The 25,340-nt window shown below is 37.6% G+C and carries 25 protein-coding genes and 1 tRNA gene; 1 reads left to right on the forward strand and 25 read right to left on the reverse strand.

Features of this window, described 5'->3' with window-relative positions:
- Nucleotides 1-94: 94 nt before the first annotated feature.
- A complete protein-coding gene (gene mlaA, locus AAZR93_RS05590) occupies nucleotides 95-847 on the reverse strand; it encodes a phospholipid-binding lipoprotein MlaA (protein ID WP_294108084.1) in 753 nt (250 codons plus the stop codon).
- Between the two features lie 744 nt (nucleotides 848-1,591).
- Here mlaA and AAZR93_RS05595 point away from each other — a divergent pair.
- Nucleotides 1,592-1,666 (forward strand) — tRNA-Arg (locus tag AAZR93_RS05595).
- A gap of 248 nt (nucleotides 1,667-1,914) precedes the next feature.
- Here the strand turns inward: AAZR93_RS05595 and AAZR93_RS05600 are convergent.
- From AAZR93_RS05600 to AAZR93_RS05715, 24 genes are all read right to left on the reverse strand, one after another.
- Nucleotides 1,915-2,313, reverse strand: a complete 399-nt coding sequence (locus AAZR93_RS05600) for a hypothetical protein (RefSeq protein WP_434719659.1) — start codon at nucleotides 2,311-2,313, stop codon at nucleotides 1,915-1,917.
- Between the two features lie 41 nt (nucleotides 2,314-2,354).
- Nucleotides 2,355-3,485 carry a TPM domain-containing protein gene (locus tag AAZR93_RS05605; protein ID WP_434719192.1) on the reverse strand — a complete coding sequence of 377 codons (1,131 nt, stop codon included), beginning with the start codon at nucleotides 3,483-3,485 and terminating at the stop codon, nucleotides 2,355-2,357.
- Between the two features lie 77 nt (nucleotides 3,486-3,562).
- On the reverse strand, nucleotides 3,563-4,159 hold the full coding sequence (locus AAZR93_RS05610; RefSeq protein ID WP_434719193.1) for a LemA family protein: 597 nt from the start codon (nucleotides 4,157-4,159) through the stop codon (nucleotides 3,563-3,565).
- A gap of 129 nt (nucleotides 4,160-4,288) precedes the next feature.
- Nucleotides 4,289-4,558 (reverse strand): type VI secretion system PAAR protein, encoded by a 270-nt coding sequence (locus AAZR93_RS05615; protein WP_434719194.1) that lies wholly within the window; start codon nucleotides 4,556-4,558, stop codon nucleotides 4,289-4,291.
- Between the two features lie 12 nt (nucleotides 4,559-4,570).
- Complete coding sequence (locus tag AAZR93_RS05620) at nucleotides 4,571-5,572, reverse strand: hypothetical protein (RefSeq protein ID WP_434719195.1); 1,002 nt, start codon at nucleotides 5,570-5,572, stop codon at nucleotides 4,571-4,573.
- Nucleotides 5,573-5,584: 12 nt separating this feature from the next.
- Nucleotides 5,585-6,061 carry a hypothetical protein gene (locus AAZR93_RS05625; RefSeq protein ID WP_434719196.1) on the reverse strand — a complete coding sequence of 159 codons (477 nt, stop codon included), beginning with the start codon at nucleotides 6,059-6,061 and terminating at the stop codon, nucleotides 5,585-5,587.
- Between the two features lie 671 nt (nucleotides 6,062-6,732).
- On the reverse strand, nucleotides 6,733-7,644 hold the full coding sequence (locus AAZR93_RS05630; RefSeq protein WP_434719197.1) for a hypothetical protein: 912 nt from the start codon (nucleotides 7,642-7,644) through the stop codon (nucleotides 6,733-6,735).
- Complete coding sequence (locus tag AAZR93_RS05635; RefSeq protein ID WP_434719198.1) at nucleotides 7,613-8,863, reverse strand: hypothetical protein; 1,251 nt, start codon at nucleotides 8,861-8,863, stop codon at nucleotides 7,613-7,615. Before AAZR93_RS05635 ends, AAZR93_RS05630 begins: the two co-directional genes overlap by 32 nt.
- Before the next feature lie 99 nt (nucleotides 8,864-8,962).
- Nucleotides 8,963-9,235: a hypothetical protein gene (locus AAZR93_RS05640; protein WP_434719199.1), complete on the reverse strand. Its 273-nt coding sequence runs from the start codon at nucleotides 9,233-9,235 to the stop codon at nucleotides 8,963-8,965.
- Nucleotides 9,236-9,477: 242 nt separating this feature from the next.
- A complete protein-coding gene (locus tag AAZR93_RS05645; protein WP_434719200.1) occupies nucleotides 9,478-9,747 on the reverse strand; it encodes a type VI secretion system PAAR protein in 270 nt (89 codons plus the stop codon).
- A gap of 12 nt (nucleotides 9,748-9,759) precedes the next feature.
- On the reverse strand, nucleotides 9,760-10,776 hold the full coding sequence (locus tag AAZR93_RS05650) for a hypothetical protein (protein ID WP_434719201.1): 1,017 nt from the start codon (nucleotides 10,774-10,776) through the stop codon (nucleotides 9,760-9,762).
- A gap of 40 nt (nucleotides 10,777-10,816) precedes the next feature.
- A complete protein-coding gene (locus AAZR93_RS05655; protein ID WP_434719202.1) occupies nucleotides 10,817-11,086 on the reverse strand; it encodes a type VI secretion system PAAR protein in 270 nt (89 codons plus the stop codon).
- Between the two features lie 12 nt (nucleotides 11,087-11,098).
- A complete protein-coding gene (locus tag AAZR93_RS05660; protein ID WP_434719203.1) occupies nucleotides 11,099-12,100 on the reverse strand; it encodes a hypothetical protein in 1,002 nt (333 codons plus the stop codon).
- Between the two features lie 12 nt (nucleotides 12,101-12,112).
- On the reverse strand, nucleotides 12,113-13,669 hold the full coding sequence (locus AAZR93_RS05665; protein WP_434719204.1) for a hypothetical protein: 1,557 nt from the start codon (nucleotides 13,667-13,669) through the stop codon (nucleotides 12,113-12,115).
- Between the two features lie 80 nt (nucleotides 13,670-13,749).
- On the reverse strand, nucleotides 13,750-14,688 hold the full coding sequence (locus AAZR93_RS05670) for a DUF4123 domain-containing protein (protein WP_434719205.1): 939 nt from the start codon (nucleotides 14,686-14,688) through the stop codon (nucleotides 13,750-13,752).
- Entirely contained in the window at nucleotides 14,681-16,822 is a 2,142-nt protein-coding gene (locus AAZR93_RS05675) for a type VI secretion system Vgr family protein (RefSeq protein WP_434719206.1), read from the reverse strand. Before AAZR93_RS05675 ends, AAZR93_RS05670 begins: the two co-directional genes overlap by 8 nt.
- Nucleotides 16,823-16,950: 128 nt before the next feature.
- Nucleotides 16,951-17,469: an Hcp family type VI secretion system effector gene (locus AAZR93_RS05680; protein ID WP_294110176.1), complete on the reverse strand. Its 519-nt coding sequence runs from the start codon at nucleotides 17,467-17,469 to the stop codon at nucleotides 16,951-16,953.
- A 637-nt stretch (nucleotides 17,470-18,106) separates the two neighbouring features.
- The gene (locus AAZR93_RS05685) at nucleotides 18,107-18,904 is read right to left on the reverse strand and encodes a hypothetical protein (RefSeq protein WP_434719207.1); all 798 of its coding nucleotides are present in this window, start codon (nucleotides 18,902-18,904) and stop codon (nucleotides 18,107-18,109) included.
- On the reverse strand, nucleotides 18,882-19,427 hold the full coding sequence (locus tag AAZR93_RS05690) for a hypothetical protein (RefSeq protein ID WP_434719208.1): 546 nt from the start codon (nucleotides 19,425-19,427) through the stop codon (nucleotides 18,882-18,884). Before AAZR93_RS05690 ends, AAZR93_RS05685 begins: the two co-directional genes overlap by 23 nt.
- Nucleotides 19,428-19,542: 115 nt before the next feature.
- Nucleotides 19,543-20,301, reverse strand: a complete 759-nt coding sequence (locus tag AAZR93_RS05695; protein ID WP_434719209.1) for a hypothetical protein — start codon at nucleotides 20,299-20,301, stop codon at nucleotides 19,543-19,545.
- Nucleotides 20,302-20,317: 16 nt separating this feature from the next.
- Nucleotides 20,318-22,201, reverse strand: a complete 1,884-nt coding sequence (locus tag AAZR93_RS05700) for a lipase family protein (protein ID WP_434719210.1) — start codon at nucleotides 22,199-22,201, stop codon at nucleotides 20,318-20,320.
- The gene (locus AAZR93_RS05705; RefSeq protein WP_434719211.1) at nucleotides 22,194-23,036 is read right to left on the reverse strand and encodes a DUF4123 domain-containing protein; all 843 of its coding nucleotides are present in this window, start codon (nucleotides 23,034-23,036) and stop codon (nucleotides 22,194-22,196) included. The genes AAZR93_RS05700 and AAZR93_RS05705 overlap by 8 nt, the downstream gene beginning before the upstream one ends.
- Complete coding sequence (locus tag AAZR93_RS05710) at nucleotides 23,036-25,009, reverse strand: type VI secretion system Vgr family protein (RefSeq protein WP_434719212.1); 1,974 nt, start codon at nucleotides 25,007-25,009, stop codon at nucleotides 23,036-23,038. The genes AAZR93_RS05705 and AAZR93_RS05710 overlap by 1 nt, the downstream gene beginning before the upstream one ends.
- Nucleotides 25,010-25,042: 33 nt before the next feature.
- The gene (locus AAZR93_RS05715; protein WP_434719213.1) at nucleotides 25,043-25,318 is read right to left on the reverse strand and encodes a PAAR domain-containing protein; all 276 of its coding nucleotides are present in this window, start codon (nucleotides 25,316-25,318) and stop codon (nucleotides 25,043-25,045) included.
- Nucleotides 25,319-25,340: the final 22 nt, after the last annotated feature.

The following is a 25,340-nucleotide window of genomic DNA, read 5'->3' on the forward strand; positions in this document are numbered from 1 at the left end:
CTATATCAGGGGAAATCATCCCCTGATATCATTCACGGCACATTGCATGATGTTTGAATACAACAGAGTAATACGGTTTCACTCTATTATATTATTAATCTATAGAATCTAAATCCCCTTGAATCGCCGCTGCATTCGGATTTTCAACCGCTTCTAATACTCCGCCATTAGCGAGGAAATCATTACGCTGGAAATAAGCCTCACGCAACATTAAATATGGGTCAGATGAATTTCTGAGTAAACCATCGGAGTCTAACAGTCTAGAACGCGTTTCTATTCCTTCAAGTGCCCATTTACCGGCTGACATCCAAAAAGTTAAATAGCTCAGCATCGGATAGAGTCCATCAACAAGGTCGCCCCCTTGTTCACGCACTGTAGCACTTCCATAGCCCGGTAAGACGACGTAAGGACCATAACCAACGTCATAGTAACCAAGTGTATTACCAAAGCGCTTAGGCTCTTCTTTCGCTAGTTGTGGGTTTGCCATTGAAGCGACATCAATCAACCCACCCATACCAAATACGGTATTGAGGAAAAAGCGATTAAAATGTTTAAACCCTTGGGTCACTTCACCACGAGCAAAACTGTTAAGCATACTCGCAGGCTCTTCAAGGTTAACAAAGAAGTTAGTTAATCCATTTCGAGCTGGCATTGGGACATAGTCTTTCCAAGCAACAGCTACAGGCCTCAAGACATAAGGGTCTAAGACGTTGTAGTTAAAGTTGAACATGGCTCGGTTAAAACCTTCCAGCGGGTCTGAACGTTCTTGCGTTACAGGATCAATAGAACTAGCACAGCCAGCTATTAGCACCCCTGCAAGAAAAACGCTAGTCATTCGAAACTTCATCATCCTCTCCATACCCTGTACCACCAGCCTCGGTACTTTCCACAGTTTTAACTTATGTATTTTATAATAAAGCCAAATAGAATTATTTGTTAATCGTTTTGAGTGATCCAACAATCTATATCTACTAATTATAACCTATTTAATTATATATTTATTATAAGAATAATGACTAATAAGTACAAAAATAGCACAACATATTAATATGTATCATAATATTAATTATGATTATTTATCAACGAGTTACTAAACAGAGGTATCCATGGCGATGAAAAAAGCGATATTATTCTCATTATCTGGCATTACTAATTATCCAGCAAATATCTAAAGAAAATCAATAAATTAACCAATTGATTTCATCAAAAACCAGTCTATTAATTCACTTTATTACCGAATAGAACAATGTGTCTTTTTATGCGCTATTTTCATAATAGATAACGTATGACGATTTAAAAAAATTTAACTATCAACAAACAATAAGAATAATCACTCACTGATTATTCATATAGTGTCATTGAAATAATGATTTAGTCACTCACGATTCAAAAAATTAATAATTAACTGTTTTTTATATGTTTTTCAGCTAACCATTATATGACATAATCAACCGTTCAGTCTCATTTTTGAATAAAAAACAACCTAAAAAATACTTTTTTTAGTATAAACAGAAGAATTTTAGCGTAACAACTTGATTCAATTAGATGTGACCAGTAAAATGCCCCACTCTGCTTGCCATTTCGCATTTATGTCCCCTTAGTTAAATGGATATAACGAGCCCCTCCTAAGGGCTAGTTGCAGGTTCGATTCCTGCAGGGGACACCATATTGAACTCTCCCAAAGTCTACCCAACTCAACAAAAACCCTTTATAATCAATAAAACCCCTTTATTTAAGTATTCTGAAGTCAACCGACCTCTACACAATTAAACCTAAATCAACTTCCAATTGGGGGCTTAAATAGGGGCTCATTCTGTTCAATGGAAAATGAGGCCCCCAATTCCACTTAATGCACGTCAAGTAGACACAGCCAAGCCTAGAGAAAAAACCTATAAAATGGCGGATGGAGGCGGATTACTCTGGAGGAGTAAACAATCCCGCCACAACAGATATCATCCCATCAAAGGCATCAGCAGCGACTCCAAATGAGTTCCAATGGTTCCAACCATTTTCATCAAAATTAGTTGGTATTTTCTGTAAGAAACATGAATTAACAGGATGTATTTTAAACGTTTTTATGTCATTTCTTATTGTATAAAATAGTACAGCCTGCCAACCAAATTGATTGGTCGTTTCATTATAAAATTTGTCTCCCACCCACTCTCCAAGCATATCTTTTCGAAATCCTTTGTTTTCATTATCGACAGTATGCTTATGCGCTCTTTGCCATAATACTTTTACTTGCTGCTTACTGAGCACCTCTGATGTTAGAGGTTGAAAACTAACAGTTTGAATATATTTGGTTAATTCCACTATACATTCCTTATCCTAAATCTAGAAATTGAATGTTCACCTTACCAATGCCCAGAAGCACCACCTCCTCCGCTAGAGCCGCCGCCGCCTCCACTCGATGAACTTGATGAACTTGATGAACTTGATGAACTTGATGAACTTGATGAACTTGATGAACTTGACGAGCTGGAATCGCTAGAATCTCTGGAATAGCTACTGGAGCTAAAATCAGAAACTTGTCTATAGGATCTTTTTACTGATTGTGAAGGTTGATAAAAAGGCGAACCAAATCGACTGAGCTCACAAATCGCCTTCCATTCCCTTCTCTGTTGTCTATAAATCGGAAATAAGATATTGATGCCAATAAAGAACACTGTTAATGAAATAAGGTTAAAAAACAATGATAACGCCACCATCACTAATAAAATAAAAGGGTTAACAATACCATTAAGGGCTACTTGCGTATAAAAAATGGCAATCACCGAACAACAAGTTACAGGGAGAAACAGCGTGAATAATGTTGGAAAATAGAATTTATAATTCAGATAATTTTTTAATCGTTTTAACTGACTTGCTCCTATCTTATATCCTAATTTTTCTGAATTTTTCTTTTTTTTACCTGAAAGTGCTATCACTTGATTAATTTTTCTTTTCAGTTTTCGCGTTGAAAATACAATCTGAAAACAATAAATTAGCCCTAATATTGTCACATAAATTAAAATGAAATGTGTTTGTAATATTTTAAGAGGAATAAGATCTATTAGAGAATTCGTTGAGCTTATTGGCTTGTTATTAGCCGCCCGAATAGCGTTTATAACCCCTTGCTCAATACCCATATAATAATTTTCTGCTCGAAAGTATGGCAACATATTTTTTCGAATAATTCGTCCTGCAAGCACATCGGTAAATATGTCCTCATAGCCATACCCGACCTCAAAGCGAACACTAGAATCGTTAATTGCCACGACAAGCAATAATCCGTTGTCTATTCCTTTTTTACCTACCCCCCATTGATTAAAAATACGATTCGCAAAAGTTTCGATGGTTTCACTACCAGTAGTAGGGACGATATAAACAACAAATTGTGAACCATCATTACGATTATTTTCAAAATTAATCAATAGGTTATTTATTTTCTTGAACTGTTGTGACGTTAATAAATTTGCACGATCAATGACTCTATCTGTTTTCAATATGGGAGTATCATTCGCAGATGCACTCACAATGACACTAAATAATAGCAAGGAGAATAAAAATAAAATATTACGTATCATGAGCTAAAATCTACCATTGGTGTTCTTTTTATTTCATGCTCATTATCAACATTGAAATTGGCTTTTTTATCATACCCCATAAATTCAGCTATTAAATTATAAGGAAACTGCCTAATTTGAGTATTATAATGACGAACCGCTTCGATATACCGCCCCCTCGCAACTGAAATACGATTTTCAGCCCCCTCCAACTGTACCATCAGGTCTTGATAGAGTGAGTTTGCTTTCAATTCAGGGTAATTTTCTGAAATAACTAAAAGACGTGATAGAGATTGCCCTAAATTATCTTGGGCTTTTTGATAACTCGCAGCAATTTCAGGATCATCAAACAAGCGACCATCCACATTAATTTGTCCGACAGACGCCCTCGCCTTTACAATTTCTTGTAACACATTGTTTTCATGACTTAAATATCCTTTGACCGTACTAACCAGATTAGGGATTAAATCAAATCGACGTTGATACTGATTTAATAATTCTGATGCTGCCGCAGTGACTAACTCATCATTTTTTTGGATTGTATTGTAAGGATTTACTAACAAAGTAAAAACTATAATCATTACTAACGCCAAACCGATCGCTAACTTACGCATCAAACATCCTTATATTGGCAATAAATTAATCACTTAAAGTTAATATTTACTATCAGATATAACACTAATTTCTACATTAATACCTATCCTAATGGACTCAGCTATTATCTGTCCGAGCATCGGTAGTTCCTAACCAATCTTTACGGTTGAATTACCAATTAAAACCCCACCACAGCTAACAGCATCCCCTGTTCTAGCTGCGGGCTTTCCATCAATAAACACACTACTTGAACCACCAACGATGGTCCTTGAATGACCACCGTGTGGAGCTAAAGCATCACCTTGCCGAGCAACGGCTTTACCATCGACTTTAACTGTTGATGAACCTGTAATCACTTGGGTAGGGCCATGTTTACCATGGCCTGTATCGGAGTCACCAATAAGAATAATTGTGGGCATGATGTTACCTACCTATATAACGGGAATGAATTTACCATTAACAAATGAAAATATTGGTGAAAAACTATATAATAATTTTTTACCCTCATCATTTAAATAAATCATAGTTATTGGTGAGTATGAAAAATCTTCTTTATATATCATTTTTACCATTTTACCATCATTCATTACAACCGGAATAAAATTATCCCAAGTAATCTCTATCATTTTTGATGATGGGTTACGAACTCTCTCAATTATATTATAAGATTCAAATATTTTTTCTTCTGTAGAGTTTGAAGATAAAGCCCAAGCTTCATTTGCATGATAATTTAATGAACGTATTTTAGAAATATTTTTTTCATTAAAAGCATCCCACAAGTCTTGATACGCAAGCTTTAGCTCAGGTAATTTACTTTCATCAAAATCATCAGACTTAACCCATAGCCACTCTGGTATATTAATAATTTCTATATTTTTTTTAAATTTAGTTAATTGAATGTTTTTAGGATACTCAAAATTCCCAATAACATTTCTAATTTTATTGAATACCACCGCCTCTGTATTTTTTGACAAAACCAACTCCGATTTAAAATCAGTATCAAATTTATTACCAATATACGCGTGAGGAGTACCATCCTTATCAATCAATATATTTATGTTTATAACATTATGGCTTTCATTAGTTATATCGTTAGTTTGATATACATTAATACTACAAGATGCATTTTTATTAAATAAATGAGGCCCATTTTTTGTTTTATTGGGTTCAAACCATGACAATGGAGCTACTTCAACCTCTATTGTATTTATGCCATTTTTGGCCAATATTTGGACATTTGTATTTGTAGATACTATTCCTTTATCAACAAAAGTTCGCTTTCTATTATCAAAACTTAATACTCCATTTACCTTAAAATCACAAAACATATAAGCGACATCAATACTTGCTCTAACTGTATAATTATTACTCTGTGAATGCACCATATTAACCCCTCCCCAAAAAAACAAAATAAAAATCATTATAATTTTCATGTTTAAAACCACCTAGTATTTAAGCTTAAACCCTGGGTTTGCTCCAGGAGGGATCGCTGATCTAATACGCTGTCGTTCTCTCTTAGGAACCTGCTTTATTTCACCGATTAAATTAAATCTTAGATCAGAATCCTCTAACTTGAGTGGATCTGCAATTTCATATAATTCATAATCCTTTGAACTAGATGAATAACCTATTTCATCAGGTGATTGTTCATCTATTTCCTTTTTTATATCAGCTGACAACCCTAGTTCCAGAACAACACCATCATGACAAACAACTAAGTCAATACCATTTTTGTGTGATTTGAGCTCAAGAGATGCTGCTGTTTTTAATTCTAATTCAAAATTAAAAGATGCTGTCATGAAAAATACAATCTCGTTGTTTGCATTTGGAACCCAAGCAACTTTAACAATTGCAGTCACTTTAGCTTCCGCATTAACAAAGCAAGAGATGCCATAATAACGGAAACCAGCATGAATATTCATAACACAGCTCTTATAGGCACTACTTTCCAATTTTTTCATTCTCTTTTTTTGTTCTCTTAATCAAGTTTTCCTTTGCTTTATTTAACTCTTCATTTTTCTTATTCGCTATAACCTGAAGTTTAATAAGAATTTTTTTTATTATCGGAAGAGAATAATATATTATGGAAAATACCACCAATAAATATAATGGAATTATATTTTCATTATATTTAGTCTTTAACATATATTCATTATTAATTCCATTTCTTAGATCAGCCCCCCATAAGTATAAATACATAATAGTTAAAAAACTAATTATAAAGTAACATGGTTTTTCAGCAAAAAACCATAGACTGCGAAATGTTGAGTCAATTTTATTGTTTTTTAAAATCATAATTTGATTTATGGATATAACAAGATAAATGTATATTATCCATGATGAAAAATGATCAATATAAATGTAAAATATAGATAATAGTAAACCATAAAAAAGAATAATTTTAACTATATTCACATGCAAGAAGGCCATGGTCGAAAAAGCCAAGAAAAATTCTATGCATATCATTATAAAAATATCATTTCCAATTGAGTCATAAAAAAAATCTGGCTTTATCCAAAAAAGAAATAAAATAAAAATCAATATGCAATCATAATAGCTATCAATAATTATCGATAGCTTACTTAATGCATTGTTATTTAACAACAATGACTTCACCATCAATTATAGATAAATAAGGCATGAGCGTAAAAATATCATCCTCTTTGTTTTCTATTATTAGCGGTGAGGTTCTATCATAACCTGTTTCAAATCTAAAAATACGCCCATTCATATATGAATTAAGGTTATAATCTTTCCAATCAATAGGAATTGCTTTGTAACCATCATTAAAAAAACGCTTAAATGGTATCGATTCCCACATTTTTTGTGGTGTACTACCTTGTTCTATTGCTAATGAACGCCACATTCCTTCTGTTTTTTGGTATATGGAATTTAAACTTTGATTTTTAAAATCATTTTGCAATGAGCCATAAAATTCTTTTATGATAGGAATATCTTTTTCCATCACAGGCCTTGCGGTTGTCCATGCCCAATCAGGTAGGTTAGTAGCAGAAAAAGATTGAGTTACTTCAATCATTCCTTTCTCTGCGCCATTAGCTCTTGGACTATCACCAAAATAAGATATTTTCCTTGGGTTAAAATGTGGATCAACCGAAATTTTGCCGTCATCAACTATGAGTTTAACACCTGAAACTGGAGGGTTTTTGTTTACTTCGGTCACAATTGCGGAGCACCACATATTACTAGTTACTTTATGATCACCTTTTAATGAATCATTTAACATCGTAATACTTAATGTATTTTCTCCATTTTGTAGGTAAGAGCTTATAGTTTTTCCTATAGTAAATTCACCCTCAATAGAATCTACATTATCCATAACTAGCATGTCATTAATCTTTATAAAACATAAAGCATCATTACTTTTAAAATTAACAATATAATTGGTTTTTATTGTTTCTTCTGCATTTGAATTACTCATAATTCCCACCATTCCACACAAAAAAAATATACTTTTAGCCCAATTTAAAACGCCAATCTGATTCATCTTTATCCAATTCCTTATAAATGATCCACTCTTCATAGCCACCAGTCGTTTTAGTACTGGTTGGTAACTCTTTATTATTTTTATTCTTCTTTTTGCCTATACCGTATTTAGCATACACTTTTGCTTTAATACCTTCGTGATAAATAACAACCGTTAAATCGTCCCCCTTTTCTTTGTCAAATGCGATATTTAATTTAGCGGAAATTTCAGCACCAGCCTCAAAGAATCCTTGTATTCCCCAGTAATTAACACCTGCTTCAAGGTGAGCATTTCCGATTAATTCACCTTGAATTTCAATATCTCGTCCATCTGACTCAAACTTGCCTTCATCGTCAGTTTTAAATTTGAAGTTACCGTGTAATCCACAGCTAAACGTGAGTTCAAGCACCATTTTGGCATAAGCACCTTCACTGCCTTCCTTAACGGTTTCTTCATTTTTCTCTAGGAATTCACGTGCATTATTAACAACAAAATCAACATGTGCATATGTTGCAAAAGCGGTCAATAGGTCTACAGTAATTTGGAAACCAAATAGAGGTGCAAAACCAACCGAAACATTCCCTTGAGTGATAACACCATAATTTGAAGATTGATGTGTTTTTATCCCCCCTTCTATATTGAGAACTGGATAGCAAAATTCAGTTGAGACCAAAGGGTACTGAATACTGTTTCCACTGCTCAGTACAGAATTAATTTTATTAAAGGCTGTATCAATGCTATTAGTTAAATTGAGTTTATTTTTATTTTTAAGAAACTCTTGTTTAAGTTCAGTGTTAAAAGCTACCGTTTCATCACCAATGATACTGGTAATTTCACCTTTAATGCCTAACCCAGTTTTAATTCCATACCTTTTTGTGTGTTTGGTCCAGCCACTATGTGTTGGTTTGTATCCTCTAGCTACATTGTTTGCTGTTTGTTCTGCTTTTCTAGCATCATTGTTTTTTTCATCTAATGAAGATTCAAGACCGATTTCAACGTTGACTTTAAATTCACGGTATAAAACAAGATCAAATTGAGCTGATGTTAGATGCTTTTTCCCTTCTTGATAGAGTAAAGCTGCGCCATGAGTCATTGGGTTAAGTGTCACTTGGAGTAATTTTATTGCGTTGTGCATTGTCAGAAAAGGGGCTGCTCCACATTCGGATAATCTCATACTGTATCTTTGCCGATAACGAGGGTCATCAGTGAATCCTTCTCGATAAATAAAACTATCAAGCATGGATATTGAGTTGTTTTCACCTAAAGAAAACCCAGTTGTTCTTTTGGTATAAACAAGAACATCATCAAATGATTGTTGTGGAGAAAAATCACCATAGAGCTAGCCATTTTCGTTAAATACATTCCCAATTGGGCAATTAGGATTGTGAGAGATGCAACCTTTTGGTGTAGCAATTAACTTTAATGGAGTAGTCTTACCATTTTTAGGCTCAATGAGATAACTAAATCGCCTAAAAAAATGTTGCTCTTGGCGGTATATTTCAGTTTTTCCATCAAAATCTATTGTGGCTTCTAAAGTGCAGTTTGTGGGGATATTACATGATTGGCAAATATTCTCATGTGCACTTGATTTTTTGTTTTCAGATGAAGACATCATAATCCCTTATTTATTTAGCTTTAGGTATTACAAAGTAGACTACAAATACATAAGTTAAATAAAAGTTTTAATTTAGCATAAGAATGCTTAAGCGACCTTCCGCTATAACACCAATTTAGAAATATCACTTTTTCCTGCATAAAGGAGTGAACCTTTTGCCACAACAAGGACACTCAGAATGTTGGTGACTATGTCAGATAAAGAATTAAATCTCTGAAGGTTATATTCGTTCCTGTCACTTAGCCAATATTCACTGATGAGTTGCCAATTAAAACCCCGCCACAGCTAACAGCATCCCCCGTTCGAGCTGCGGGCTTTCCATCAATAAATACACTACTTGAACCACCAACGATGGTCCTTAAATGACCACCGTGTGGAGCTAAAGCATCACCTTGCCGAGCAACGGCTTTACCATCGACTTTAACTGTTGATGAACCTGTAATCACTTGGGTAGGGCCATGTTTACCATGGCCTGTACCGGAGTCACCAATAAGAATGATTCTTGGCATAATGTTACCTGACTATATGACTGGAATAAACTTTCCATTTACTAAGGAAAATATTGGGGAATGTACTCCAATAATTTTTCTATTTGCATCGTTAAGATAGCTGTATGAAATAGGTGAGTAATCAAAATCTTCTTTATAAATCAATTTTACCATTTTGCCATTATTCATAATTAAAGGTTCAAAATTATCCCAAGTAATTGGGATCATTTCGAATGCTTTTTGATTAAAATCATCTGCTATTTCACGTGACTTAAATTGTTCGTCAATTGTCCCCCCTGTTGTTTCCATCCAAATTTCAAGTGAAGGAGTGAGTATTTGTTTAATTTTTTTTGTATTTTTTTGATTAAAAGCCGACCAGAGTTCTAGGTATGCCTCTTGCAATAATTTTCGTTGTTCAGCCGTATCATTATATTTTTCAGCATTTACCCAACTCCAATCGGTTAGCCCAGTAATCGTTATCTTTTTATTAAATTGAAATACAGTCATATCATGAGGATATTCATTCGACCGAATATTCTGGCGTATTCTATTCTGATGTACTTTTTCTGTATTGAGTACTTTAACCAGTTTTTTCTCTACTTGCCCATCCAGACCATCACCTTGATACGCTTCAGGCTCACCTTTTTCATTAATTTTAACTAGCAGCGTTGCTAATGGAATAATATCGCCATTATTCGTTATCTTATTGACCGTAATCTCACATTTTGCATTCGGATTAAACTTATTGAGTTTATCCGTTGGTACCTCTTCAATTGAAAACCAATTTGGTGATGCCATCTCAATGCTAATAGTATTCTCTCCATTATTCATCATTATCATGGAGTTTGTACTTGTCGTACCAAAACCTAATCCGCCACTAACTAAGCCCGAACGGTTGCTTGTTCCGCTTACCCCATTGGTTTTAATATCGCAAAATGCGTATTTCATATCGACAGAAGTACGAATAAGAAAATCATTGCTATCACTATAACTTAGAGAAGAAAATGCGAGTGTCACAAAAATATTTAACCAGTATTTGCTTTTCAACATCATAGTAACCTTTGTCAAAACTAATATATTTATATGATGACTAGCCAATATTCACTGATGAGTTGCCGATTAAAACCCCACCACAGCTTACCGCATCACCCGTTCGAGCTGCGGGCTTTCCATCAATAAACACACTATTTGAACCACCAACGATAGTTCTTGAATGACCTCCGTGGGGAGCTAAAGCATCACCTTGTCGAGCAACGGCTTTACCATCGACTTTAACTGTTGATGAACCTGTAATCACTTGGGTAGGGCCATGTTTACCATGGCCTGTATCGGAGTCACCAATAAGAATAATTGTGGGCATGATGTTACCTACCTATATAACAGGAATAAATTTACCATTAACAAATGAAAATATTGGTGAAAAACTATATAATAGCTCATCACCATTCTCATCTTTATATGTCATAGTGATAGGTGAATAAGAAAAATCCTCTTTGTAAACAAGTTTAACCATTCTTCCTTTATTCATCAAAATTATTTTAAAATTATTCCAATCAATGGGAATCATTTTTGATGACGGCTCATTTATTAATTCAATTATATCATAAGACTTAAAAATAGCTTCTTCAGTTGAGTTATTAGAAATAGCCCATGCATTATTGGCTGCAGAGTTTAGTTCTTTAATTTTATTAATATTCTTATCATTAAAGGAATGCCATAAATCCTCATATGCAGATTTTAAACTATTAATTTTTGATTCATCATAAGGTTCTGATTTTATCCATAACCAATCAGGGACATTATGAAAAAGTATATTTTTTTTGAAGGTCACAACCTCCATATTATTAGGGTATTCAAACTCACCTACAATATACCTAATTTTATTATTAGTAACTTTTTCAGTATTATCTAAATAAGCGACACCTTCCTTAATAGAGTTATCAGTTTTATTAAATGAATAAGCTATAGGCTTTCCTTCTTTATCAATTTCTATTTTTATTTTAGCCACATAATTTAAATGGCCAGTTGAGTTTTCTGTAATATATAAGCTAACATTGCAAGCAGCATCCTTATCAAATTTTTTATTATTATTATTTTGTTTTTTATCACTAAACCAATATAGTGGAGCAACTTCTAACTCGATATTATTAACACCGTTTTCGATAAGCATTTGAACGTTTGTATTGGTTGTAACAATACCTTTATCAAAAAAAACGTACTGCCTATTATCAAAACTCGATACTCCATTTACCTTAAAATCACAAAACATATAAGCGACATCAATGCTTGCTCTAACTGTATAATTATTACTCTGTGAATGCACCATATTAACCCCTCCTAAAAAAAACAAAATAAAAATCATTATAATTTTCATGTTTAAAACCACCTAGTATTTAAGCTTAAACCCTGGGTTTGCTCCAGGAGGGATCGCGGATCTAATATGCTGTCGTTCTCTCTTAGGAACCTGTTTTATTTCACCGATTAAATTAAATCTTAAATCGGAATCCTCTCTCTTCAAAGGATCTGCGATAGCGTAAAACTCATAGTTTTTAGGCTTAGCTGAATATTGTTCTCTACTTCTTGATTGACCTCTAGTTTCCTTTTTTATATCAGCTGACAACCCTAGTCCCAGAACAACACCATCATGACAAACAACTAAGTCAATACCATTTTTGTGTGATTCGAGCTCAAGAGATGCTGCTGTTTTTAATTCTAATTCAAAATTAAAGGATGCTGTCATGAAAAACACATTAGCTTCTGCATGAGCTTTGATACCGCCACTAATTGTAATTTTAAAACTATTATCGCCATCAATACAAAATTCAGTGCTATTACTGCCTGACAGTTGAGCCATTCCAATAAAACAATTAATTTCACAGGATAAAACGAGGTCAATATTAAATTCAGCGCTAATGGCTTGACCTTCTCTTTTTTTCAGTGCATCTTGCAAGGCGTTTACTAATTTTTTGGTCAGAACACCACCATAGCTTGCGGCAATTTGCAATACATCTATTTTAATTTCACCACCAAAAAAAGGGGCACCTTGTAAGCCGCACACAAGCTTTGCATCATTTGATTTAGCTACATTATCAATATAAAAAGTTAAACCCAGTTTTAAGGGTAAGAAAGAGAAATCAAATATAGGATATTCGCTGTTTTTCTCTGAGATACGCTTATCTGAAACACAAAGAAATTTGTCTTGAAAATCATTAAAAATATCAGCAATTTTGGCCAAACCACTCAGACTATCCAACAATGTTTTTTTCTCATTGGACACGCCATATGGTGTAAATGTATATTCATTTCCTGCAACATCACAATATAATCCGATATTAAAGGATATCGTCTCCGACTTAAAGAATGGAACTGTTCTTAACGTCCAACCCTTTCGGTATCGATTGAAATCTTTAGGTAATGTATTTTGCCCCGGCCCCCCCTTCATTCTTTCATTAACTAAATTTCCCGCTTGCTCTTTTCTTCTTTCGTTATCAGATCTCTCACCTGCACTAAACGCGTATTTTAGTTCAAGTGAAAAACCAATCTTAACTGATGGCTTAACATCAAACACCCAAGTGGGTGTATCACCATTACAGTTCATTGCTTGAATTTTATACTGTTGTGATTTAAACGCACCAAATGGGCCTAAAGCGCCTAAAAACATATCCATCAGCTTACTAGCGTTAAAGAAACTTGTATCATTATATTCATCATAAGTAACATGAAATGACGTTGGTGAATTAATGCCTATCGCTTTTTGTGTTCGATTTGATGAAATAAAGGCTGAGTGGATATTTTTTTCATGCAATTTACCATTAAGCATAATTTCAACGTCAACACCGTCGCCTTCATCAATTATTGTTTCGCCATAAAAAGGTAATGGTTCACCCCGCCAATGCGATAGTACGTCTCCGTCAATATCGACATCTTTACTCACTTTTGTCATTTTTAATTGTTGATAGCAAGGCTCGGGTATCCCACAAGTTTGACAGGCATTTGCAACAATCGTTGAATATTTAGACATCCTCATTTCTCCATAAATAAAAAGTCAGGTACAAATCCTAATTGTTGCTTAACCAATTCTTCTACACGAAAAGATGGCGTCCCTTCAAAACCTGACAACTGACTTAGCCATTCCGTAGGCATATCTTCAATTTGATAAATTTGATGTTTTGCGAGTAAAAAGCAAAACAACTGATAGGAGTGCTTATCTTCAATTTGATGCTGTTGGCACAATGAAAACACATCTCTCGCAAATTGTTGACTATGACGCCACGCCATTTCACCGTAGATATCCTGTATTTTCTGAGTGCTTCGAGCTGGCCTTCTAAAGGCAGTCACTACCCAGTCCTCCAACAGAAAATTTTCAAGCTTACTCACACTTGCACTTCTGGCTCTAACAAAAAAATAAATCAGTTGTTCTAAGAACTGACGTTCGAATACGCGATTAACCGCATCATATTGACTGAGTGTAAATTTCATCAACTTCCCACCCAGCTTCGCATTCTCGGGGTAATTGCGACGTTCACGCTCAAAGCGAGAAGCTGTTTCTTCGCCCCATAGTACGGTCTTCAATTGCGTGATGGGGCCTAAAAAAACATGCAGCCACCAGTTATCAAAGGTTCCTAAAATACCCCAAACATTGCGCGGGTCATAAAAACGCCAAAATACCGGTTTTTCTTGTCCCGGGATCATCACCATCAAATACTTACGCAGATGCTGCCGTAATTCACGCATCGTCGCCTGTGTGTAGACATACATTCCCCACGGGGTCTCTCGTTGATTCAACCAATTTTTGACATCCTCTGTCGCTTCTACCAGATAGGGCGCTAATTCGGCAATTTCAGGCTGAACAGGTTCGCTGTATAAACAGCTCGCAGGGGGTTCAAATTCGGCCAGTAGGTTGAAGACTTCGGGCTCGGCTGCGGCATCTATAATGGCATAGCAAGTTTCAGGTTTAGCCATTTTCAGCCTCCTCTTGACCTTCTTTCATTGGGCAATGGGCCACAAATGCCGCGCCACTACTCGCGGCTGCTTTGAGTACCGCCGGATTTGTCGCTTGCAGGATATCGCCGGGGCTTCCCCCTGAATTGAGATTAATCGCAGGGCCTTTGATATCGACACCCCCACTGTGGATAACCACAAAGCTTCCCCCGACTTTCAGGGTGATTTTACTGCCACTTTGTAGCGTAATGTCGCCTTGCGCATTGGTACTCACCACACCTTGCACCGCTTCAACAAGGTCACCATCGATAGAGAGGTGCTGGTCTCCCTCCACTTTGCCTTGGTAGTTACCCGTTGTTTTATGGGCTTGATGTCCTTCCACCGTGACGGTGCGGTTATTGGCAATCACCAGTTCATCATTATGACCAATACTGGTGGTGCGGTCGTAATTGATGCGCTCACCTCGCGAATTTAATACATTAATCGCTAAGTTTTTTTGCGCATGAATATAAACTTCTTCTTGGCCATTTTCATCTTCAAACCGTAACTCATTAAACCCATCCCCTTTATGAGTTTTACTGCGAAACGTCGTCCGAGTTTTATGTTTAGGTAAATCAATTGGCGGGCGATTACGACCATTATAGGTGCAGCCAGTAATGATTGGCCTATCAATATCACCATTCAAATATGAAACAATTACCTCTTGCCCAACTCTAGGAATTGACATAAACCCATAGCCATCCCCATTCCAACCGTGAGCAACGCGTAACCAACAAGAGGCACTGTGGTCAGGCTTGCCTCGTCTATCCCAATGAAAATAAACTGTAACAGCCCCTTCTTCATTGGTGTAAATTTCCTCTCCCGGCGGCCCTACCACGGTGGCGAGCTCGTCACCATCGGCCATCGGCTTATAATAAAATGCAGGACGCCATTCCTGTGTGCCCGGAATAAAGGATACTGTATTGGAGAGTTGTGTACCTTCGCCGCCACTATTGTCAGCAAGGGGCTGAACACCATGGTGACTCACGTGAATAACCTGCCACGGCTCATTCATACGACCGCTAGGATGATTGGCTAAAGTGAAAACTTTTCCCGGTCGCAGCGCAAAACAGTTCGTCGTAGCAGTGCCCGTTTGACGCTGATTTTGAGATTGCTCATAGCGCAGCTGATTAATCGGCTGTCCTTGTGCGTCTTCTTGGAAACGGCCATAACTTTCAAATGTTTCGTGTTGTTGATGAACCTCTCCCGTGACTTGTTGGCTCAAGGGATACGAGGGGCGACGAGGGTTATAATCTTTATCAATGCGAACATCGCTGCATAACCGTTCAACGTAACGCCATGTGGTCGCAGTGCTGTCTGTAATATCCGTCTCTGATTGCGGATTATAGGTCAATGAAATACCTGCAGTCATACCTAAATGACGGTCACTGTAGAACAATTTTGGACCGTCTTCGAACCAAAAGTTAATCCCTTCTTCTGCGGCTAAACGACACCAAAAATGAAAGGCCGATTCACGCTTTTGCGTGATATAACGCCGCTCGGGATGTTCTTCGGTATGATAGAATTGACAATCTTGTTTTACATGTGCTTCTTCCAGCAGTTTTTTCAAAATATCTGGCACCGTCATATTTTGAAAAATACGGCTGTCTTGATTTAACGTCATCACCCACATTTCAGGGCGAATAACAAATTGATACCAGGTTTTCACGCCATCGGTGTTGCCCTGCTCTGCGCTCGCTAAAATGCCCTGTACAGTACGAATAATTTGACCATCACGTTTAACCGTTAGTGAAGAAGCTATCCCCAATACTTGCTGGAAATCGACCTCCGGTAATGGGCTAACAGCCTGAATTGACAAGGTGAAAAGTTCAGATACCCCCTCTTGTAAATCAAACTGCGTCACCTGAAACGTGTCCTCTGGCAGCCCACCAATACTACAAGTAAACACTAAACCCGATTCAAATACTTGGTTGTAGAGCTGTTCAAGTAATGCACCATGTGCGGCTTCTCGCCTTTTCCCTTCTGAATACGTGACACCTGATGAGCTTACTCCGCCTGCATAACCTCCACCATGAACCAATGAATTCGTCGACACATCACTTAGGCGAGATGTGGTTGAGGCTAATGTATTTTTTTTTGGAATATCAGGGTTCATAAATAAGCTCCAATGAGAACAAAGAAAAGTCACATCTCATTATTTCGCTAATGCGCAAAGTCAGATGATTAACACACATTGAAATAGGCAATTTAACGAGCCCAATGGGCTCGTTAAAAAGATGATGATTACGCTTCGAGCGGTGCGCGCCAGTCATCAGCACCTGATGTACCGGCAACCGTGTGCTCCCAATCCACTTTGCGGTAAGACAGGGACACTTCAATCAGTTGGGTAAAGTCCGATTTAGCAGGGTCTTGGCAGTGTGGCATTTGGCAATCGATGTTAACGATAGTGGCGTCAGTCAATGTCGTAGTGAAGAAATGCTCTTGCTTCCCTTCTACTGAGGTGCGGTACCATTTCAGTTCCACTTTTGGCAGCATTTCGCCAGACGCTAACGCGTTATACAGCAGCGGAACAGATTTGTTCAGCGCCACAGTAAAACGGAAAGGTTTGTGTGCACGTTGGCCTGAAGGCTGACCAGATTGCGGGTCAGTCGGGACGGTGACCACGTGAGAGAATTCTTGTACCAGCATTTGGTCTTCGTGACCTTGTACAAAAATATTTCCCACAGATTCTGCTGTAAATGCACCCGCAGTGATGTTGCCTTGCGTTTTTCCTTCGATGGAAATATAACATGGAGTTGGCATAGTGATATCCTTTGTCAGTAATGGCAAGTTTGATTAGGGAAATATAATCCCCTAATAATTTCAGACATCTCAGTCAGTGCGCACTGTCAGATTTGTGTTAAGGATGATAAAAGCTTCACCCCAAACTGTAAATAGTGGGGTGGTTTAACAAGCAGATGTATCCTCGCAGGATAAGTGACTTCGCGTAAAATGATTGTAATGACGATATATTTAACTGGAATTCAAAACAAAAATAACCATTATTAGTATTATGAACTAGTCGATTTTAAACTAAATGGCGACAAAGCCAGTAAACACCTATGTACATGAAAATAAACAATGTAACAAAGTATTACAATAACAATTCAGTCGTAACACTTTGATTTTAATTATGAAAAATAGAAATCCGAATATTTTTACATTTTCAATTCATCAATACGATAATTTTGCAGCGTTTTTAACTGCTCAATAAAACAATATCAAACAAAACATCTATAAATCACACTAAAATAGAAAAACCAACTCTTAATCTGATGCTGTAAGATATATTCTTTTATTGTTAGCTATACAATATCGTTGTTAAATAAAATTTTGAGTCACCAAACTTAAAACTAACCAGACAATGCCGTAAATAAGCAAATTCGATCTGATGAAATTTTTATTTTTCCATCATAGATAATAGTTTTTTATATTTTTTATCATAACTATCTCCTTGGGAAACGGATCCATCTGAATATTTAATTAACGTCTTAATTCCTACTGATCTTTTCGATTCTGGATTCTCTGTAATAATATATGTTTCATTATTTATTTTCGGCTGCCAGAGTATTGTTTGTGGATTAGAAATATTATAATAAATGTAACTTTCTCCTCCAAAAACTCTTAATGTTGGTTTATCTCCCTTTACTCCCTTATCAAGCCAAGGAAAGTAATATTTTGATATAGTTAAGTCTCCTACAACTTTAATCGCCCTCCCACCATTAATTTGTGGAGGATTATTATCAAAAATTAAGACTAAATTTGTTCCAATAAAATCAGATACATTAAATGAAAGCGGCTGATTTTTATTAAATTTTAATCCCATAGTTATTTTACTTAACCGCCAGTCACACTTACCTCCCCCATTAATGGGTATGCCCTTGGTAAACAATGTTGTACTCTCTTGCTTAGAAAGTAATACCTCCATTCGATGAAAGCCAGGCACATCTCGATATTCTCGTTCTGACACACTACGACTGACTTTGCATTTATAAGAACGATACATCACATTTAACGGTGATATATTGGTGTTAGGTGGAACATCCACTTCTATAGTGACTTGCTTACTGTCATTAGGTGGCGAAAATTCATTGTAAAATAGTGGCTGACTCGAACATCCCGAAAGTAGCAATACTATTGCGATAATTTTAGTTTTTATGTAATCCCCCTTTTGATTAAGCGTTAATCTGAATTTCAATCGCTTGTGCTTCAAAGCGTGATAATGCTAATGCGCTTTCAGGCTGTGAGTTTGATATGACAAGTGCTTTGTTAACTGCATTCTCAAGTTCTAATAAAAATTGATTTTGCTCTCTAGACGCCGGTAAAATATCGCCGTGTGTCGTCATTGCAGAAGTAAAGTTATTTTTATTAGTATTTCTTAAAGGCGTTTTATCCTTATTGACTTCATGTAATAATTGATTCAATAAAACTGGCATATAACTATTTCCCATAAAATGACTGGTAATGCATTTCGCAATATTAAATTTCGTCCTGCCAATTGAGGGAATTTGGTTGTTGGGAAAAATACGTTCTTTTTGCGCCTTATTTAATGAAGCCATAAATTTAATGTATTCTTCTTCTGATTTTTGTTCAGAAACGTCATCAATGGTAGGCACTAAATATGCGGTATACTCTCCGGGTAGGGAGGTTCGCGAACGCATTGAGTGCTGAGGTGTCTTTTCAATGTTCCATTCAATCACATTGAGTAACTGGCTAAACATCACCAGTTTACCATGATGCCAATATCGGTCGTCTAAATCTGCAAAATTTTGTATAACTAAACTTAAAACTGACTAGACAAGACCGTAAATAAACAAATTCGATCTGATGAAATTTTTATTTTTCCATCATAGATAATAGTTTTTTGTACATTTCATCATCAGTATCACCTTGAGAAACTGTTCCGTCTGAATATTTAACTTGCTTTCCTTTTTTATCTTTTTCAGCATTACCAGAATACTCAGTCATGACATAAATATTATTTCGTACTATCGGCTTCCATTGAATTTTTTGAGGTTGAGATACATCGTAGTATTCGTACAAATTCCCACCAAGTAGTGTTAATACTAATTTGTTATTTATAGAATTTTTATTTATTTTAGGGAAATGTTTTTTTGAAATAATTAGATTTCCTTTTACTTTATTTATATATCCTCCAGATCTTTTCGGACTGTTTGTATCAAAAATAAAAATAAGGGATCGTCCAATAAATGTTTTGGCAGTGTGTGCTAATGGGTGATTTTTGCTAAAATCTAGGCTTGCTGTTACATTGCTCAACCGCCAGTCGCATCGGCCTCCACCAGTAATAGGTATCTCTTTAGCAAATATGGAGGTATTCCCTTGTTGATTAAGTAAAATCTCCATATTGTGAAAACCAGGCACATCTCGATATTCCCGCTCAGATACGCGACGATTGACTTTACACTTATCAGAACGGTACATCACATTCAGAGGGCGTATCTCATAGCCTTGAGGAACATCCACTTCTATAGTGACTTGTTTACTGTCCTTAGGTGGCAAAAATTCATTGTAAAATAGTGGCTGACTCGAACATCCCGAAAGTAGCAATACTATTGCGATAATTTTTGTTTTCATATAATCCCCCTTTTGATTAAGCGTTAATCTGAATTTCAATCGCGTGCTCTTCAAAGCGTGATAATGCCAACGCGCCTTCAGACTGTGAGCTTGATATGACAAGCGCTTTGTTAACCGCATCCTCAAGTTCTAATAAAAATTGATTTTGCTCTCTAGACGCCGGTAAAATATCGCCGTGTGTCGTCATTGCAGAAGTAAAGTTATTTTTATTAGTATTTCTTAAAGGCGTTTTATCCTTATTGACTTCATGTAATAATTGATTCAATAAAACTGGCATATAACTATTTCCCATAAAATGACTGGTAATGCATTTCGCAATATTAAATTTCGTCCTGCCAATTGAGGGAATTTGGTTGTTGGGAAAAATACGTTCTTTTTGCGCCTTATTTAATGAAGCCATAAATTTAATGTATTCTTCTTCTGATTTTTGTTCAGAAACGTCATCAATGGTAGGCACTAAATATGCGGTATACTCTCCGGGTAGGGAGGTTCGCGCACGCATTGAGTGCTGAGGTGTCTTTTCAATGTTCCATTCAATCACATTGAGTAACTGGCTAAACATCACCAGTTTACCATGATGCCAATATCGGTCGTCTAAATCTGCAAAATTTTGTATTACCAAACTTAAAACTGACCAAACCGTCCCCGCGACCGTACCTACGATACCCCAAACATTAAAGAGATAACTTTCTAGGTCGGCTTCAGGCGGGACACGCGGCACAACATCAGAATCATTGATGTGACGATAGTGCGTAATTTCCGGTAGCTCGGTAATCGCCGGTATCGAATATAATCGCGGAGAACCATAGGTATAGAGTACAGGATTAAATTCATGCAGTTCAGTGGCATGCGCTAATGATAAGGCTCCCCCCAGGCTATGGCCGCACATAAACAATTCTAATTTATTTTCATCAATGAATTCTTTCATACTATCAAAATCTTTTAGATATGTTTTTTCGGCAATGGTATACGCATCCAAAAAGCCCTTATGAATACGCCCGCTTTTACTCCAATGAGGTGGGCAGGGCATTGGGCGATACGTAAAGTCTGACACCCAATCGAGCCACTCTTGGGAACCGCGCCACGACACTAAAAGATGCTTATTATTTTTTACATAGAAGAGTTGTGAACTGCCTTCTGCAAGTTCTTTTCCGTGTAAATTAGCGTCCTCAGTATCCATAAACACTGGCGAGTCATAGCGTTCGTCAAAAGGCACGTCAATCATTACCGCAGGAAAGGCTTTATTTCCTTCATAAAGCGTTGGTAATTTTGAGAGATCTAAACATTGACGCTCAAAAAAATTACGGACTGATTTAGGTGAATAAAGAGAATCTCCCCCATAACTTAAAAATGCCATGGCGCCAAGGTTATAACCATTGACTAATGAATATTCACTGGTGTGATGAAGCAGTAATGACCAAGCTCTGAACGGGCACACTTCAATAATGTGAGTCTGGTTTAGCCCTAATAAGGTTATCCCCTTAAACGCGTTATCTGGAAAATGATAAAAAGGCAGCTCATCTTCATAATCTTTTGAATCTATTTCTGGCTTATCAATACACAGCGGACCAATAGTAGTATATTGATATTGATAGTTCATTTCAGCGGCTTTTTGCTTCACAGAGGAATGCGCTTCCCCACGTTGCTTTCTCAAATTCCTTGAAGACATTTTTTTTACTAATGCCTCTGTATCTAATTTTAAAATAACCGGTATGTTATTTAAGTCTTCTTCTCTGATTAATCCATTACCACCAACACTATTTTTTCTGGGCATTATCATAGGGCCAAACATCTGGCTTAATTCATAATTTAGCCCAGTAATGGGTTGATTTAATTCATCCACGAGAATAATTTCAATCCAATTTTTCCCACATTGAATACAATCAGGACTATTAATCATAGTGACGATCTTCCTTATTAATCACATTAATATTGATTAAATGCTCGACTAAATGCGTTGTCGATAAGTAGGTAATGTCTACATTTTTTGATTGGCATTCGATTAGCCATTGCTTAATATTTGCTTCAATATTCGATTCATTATTAAAAATACGCAACGCAAGCTCACCACGATCTTCCCAAAAATTCAGTAGCATATTTTCAACAATTAAATCAATCGCATAATTAGAGTTTCGCCACGCTTGAATTAAATGCTCACCCAATGTGTAATCCGCAGGACTGATAAACGGGTCGGCGTATTGCGGGCGTGAAAATACAGAATTCGTTTCACCATTTTCAATAAAACAATCCTCCACGGGCATCATCAATAACGACCAATCCCCTTTATTCAGTTTCGGCAGTAAGGTTCGTGCTACCCGCGCATCAAAGAAACGAAAAATGATTTTTTCCTCACCCATCAAGGCAAACTGGTATTTTTGCCAATGGGTGATTTGAGTACCCCAATCCAATTGGCTTTGATAAGCCCAGCCCCAGCTGGTATCGCTATAAGGCTTATTATCTAGCGCTTGTCCAAGGTGAAATAATTGTGACCGTTTGATTTTGACTAGCCACGGGCTCACCTCCACTAAATGCGCTAATGCCGTTCCGTGGTATATCGGGAATGCCTCTTCAATCCAATCATGGGTATAAAACCGTTTAATCGGGTTGGGGTCTGATAGTGTATTAATTAAAAAGTACACGTCATTTTGCGAAGTGCCTGTTAACCACGATAACCATGTTGGCGATTCGGTCGACGTTGGCGCCTGAGGTAGCGTTTGCCGTTGTATCTGTGACATTATTCGTCCTCGCTCGGCTTCACGGTTAATCCCCCCGCTTGCTGCGCCGCCATGGCACAATATTTTTTCACGGGATAAGGCGGCTGTTCAAAAGGCGCAACGCCCTCGGGTAACGCCAAAGCGACTGGCGCACCGCTACCCGCACTGCCGCCGCCGACCACCATATCGCTGGACGTAAATATCGTTCCCGGTGTGATGCGGATAAAACTGCCGCCAACTTTCAACGTAATTTCGGTGCCCGCCTCCAAAACAATTTTACCTCCGCTGACCAAATGGGTTTGTTGGCTACTTTCATGCACCGTTTTCCCATCAACTTGTGTCTGTTGGTCACCTTCGATATGCAAAGAGGTATTGCCCGTGATGTTTTCCTTTTGACTACCTTTGAGGATTAAATGCTCATTGCCCGCAATTTCAGTAAAACGGTCATTATCAATGCGTTGTTTAGCGTCATGCTGAATATGCCAATGCGTATCATGTTCAACATGGATATTCATGTCGCGCTGTGCATGGAAATAAATTTCTTCTTGACCCGCCCTGTCTTCAAAGCGCAGTTCGTTAAAGCCTTCCCCTTTGTGGGTTTTGGTTTTAAACGTGGTGCGGGTCATCTCATTAGGGAGATTTAATGGGGGGGCATTGCGCCCATTATAGGTACACCCCGTGATAATGGGCCTATCAATATCTCCATTCAGATAGCTAACTAAAATTTCTTGGCCGATCCTGGGTATCGCCATAAACCCATACCCATTCCCATTCCAACCCTGCGCCACCCGTACCCAGCAGGAACTCCCCGTATCAGGTTCACGATATCGATCCCAATGAAAATAAACTTTCACTGCCCCATCTTTGTTAGTATAAATCTCTTCCCCTTCCGGTCCGACAACCGTCGCCAACTCGTCCCCATCCGCGGTGGGTTTATGAATAAAGGGCGGTCGCCAGTCGAGCTCGTCGGGAATAAAGGTCAGTTGGTTCGATAAGGTAGTGCCTTCTCCGCCGCTGTTGTCCGCTAACGGTTGGACACCGCGATGGGAAACCGAGACCACTTGCCAACGTCGATTCATGTCAAGGCTAGGGTGAGATGATAGAGAGAAAATTTTGCCCGGCATTAAGGCAAAACAGTTAGTTGCCGCACTGCCGACACAGCGATGTTGCTGCCGACCCTCATGACGAAGTTGAGTCAAACGGTCAGCGTTATCTTGAGTTTGAAAGCGCCCATAACTTTCGTAGAAAGGGTGCTGCCCATGCACACCCCCTTTTATTTCACGCTCTAACGGGTATGACGGACGCTCGGGATTATAATCTTTATAGAGAGTTTTATCGGAGAGCAAGGATTCGCGGTAACGCCAGTGATAGGCGGTGTGGTCGTCAATATCAGTATCGTATTGAGGGTTATACACCAAATCAATCCCCGCCGTCATCCCCATATGGGAATCACTGTAAAAGAGCCGAGGGTCTTGCCCTGCATCTTCAAACCAAAAGCTAATGCCTTCCTCTGCCGCTAAACGGCAAAAAAAATGGTAATTGGATTCGCGTTTTTGCGTAATGTAATCTCGTTTCGGGTACGGCGTGGCCGCATAAAATTTGCAATCGGCTTTAATGTGAGATTCGGATAACAGTTGTTGAAGTAAATCGGGTACTGACATTTGCCGAAAAATGCGACTATTTTGCCCTAGTGACATAATCCAGTTTTCAGGATGAATAATAAAGTGATACCACGTCCGATTACCGTCCGTATTTTGTTGCTCTGCACTGGCGAGTAATCCTCGCACAGTCCGTATAGGCTTACCGTTGCGCGTTACGGTCAATGAACAAGCGAACCCTAGCATGTCATCAAAAGGCAGTGAAGGTAGCACACTGACAGCCGTTAACGATAAGGTAAACAACTCAGACAAATGCTCGGTGAGTTGAAATTCGGTGACAGCAAACGTATCGGGTGGCACACCTTTAAATTGACAGGTAAAAACCAATCCATCCATACCAAATACCCTTATAAATTCAAAAGAAGAAACTCAACATACCAATTGATTCGCCCCGTAGGCACAACCGCATTGAACAACAGAGCCTTCGACGGCAACACGACGTCCGTGCAATATCATACCGTCCTCTCCCGTCACCAACATGCCGTCTTTTTTACATTGTGGGCACCGTGTGGTTTTATCACCGACCCGTAATAGTCGAGTACCGTCATTGGTAACTGTCGAGATGCTAGCAAGGCAGGTTGCCCCTGTGGTGGTTTTGTCTTGATGTAACCCCACCCTTTTTCCCTGTACCGTGGTTCTTGCCATGGCAACGCCTCCAATGAAATAC

The sequence above is a fragment of the Providencia sp. Je.9.19 genome (genome assembly GCF_051129765.1).
Taxonomy (GTDB): Bacteria; Pseudomonadota; Gammaproteobacteria; order Enterobacterales; family Enterobacteriaceae; genus Providencia.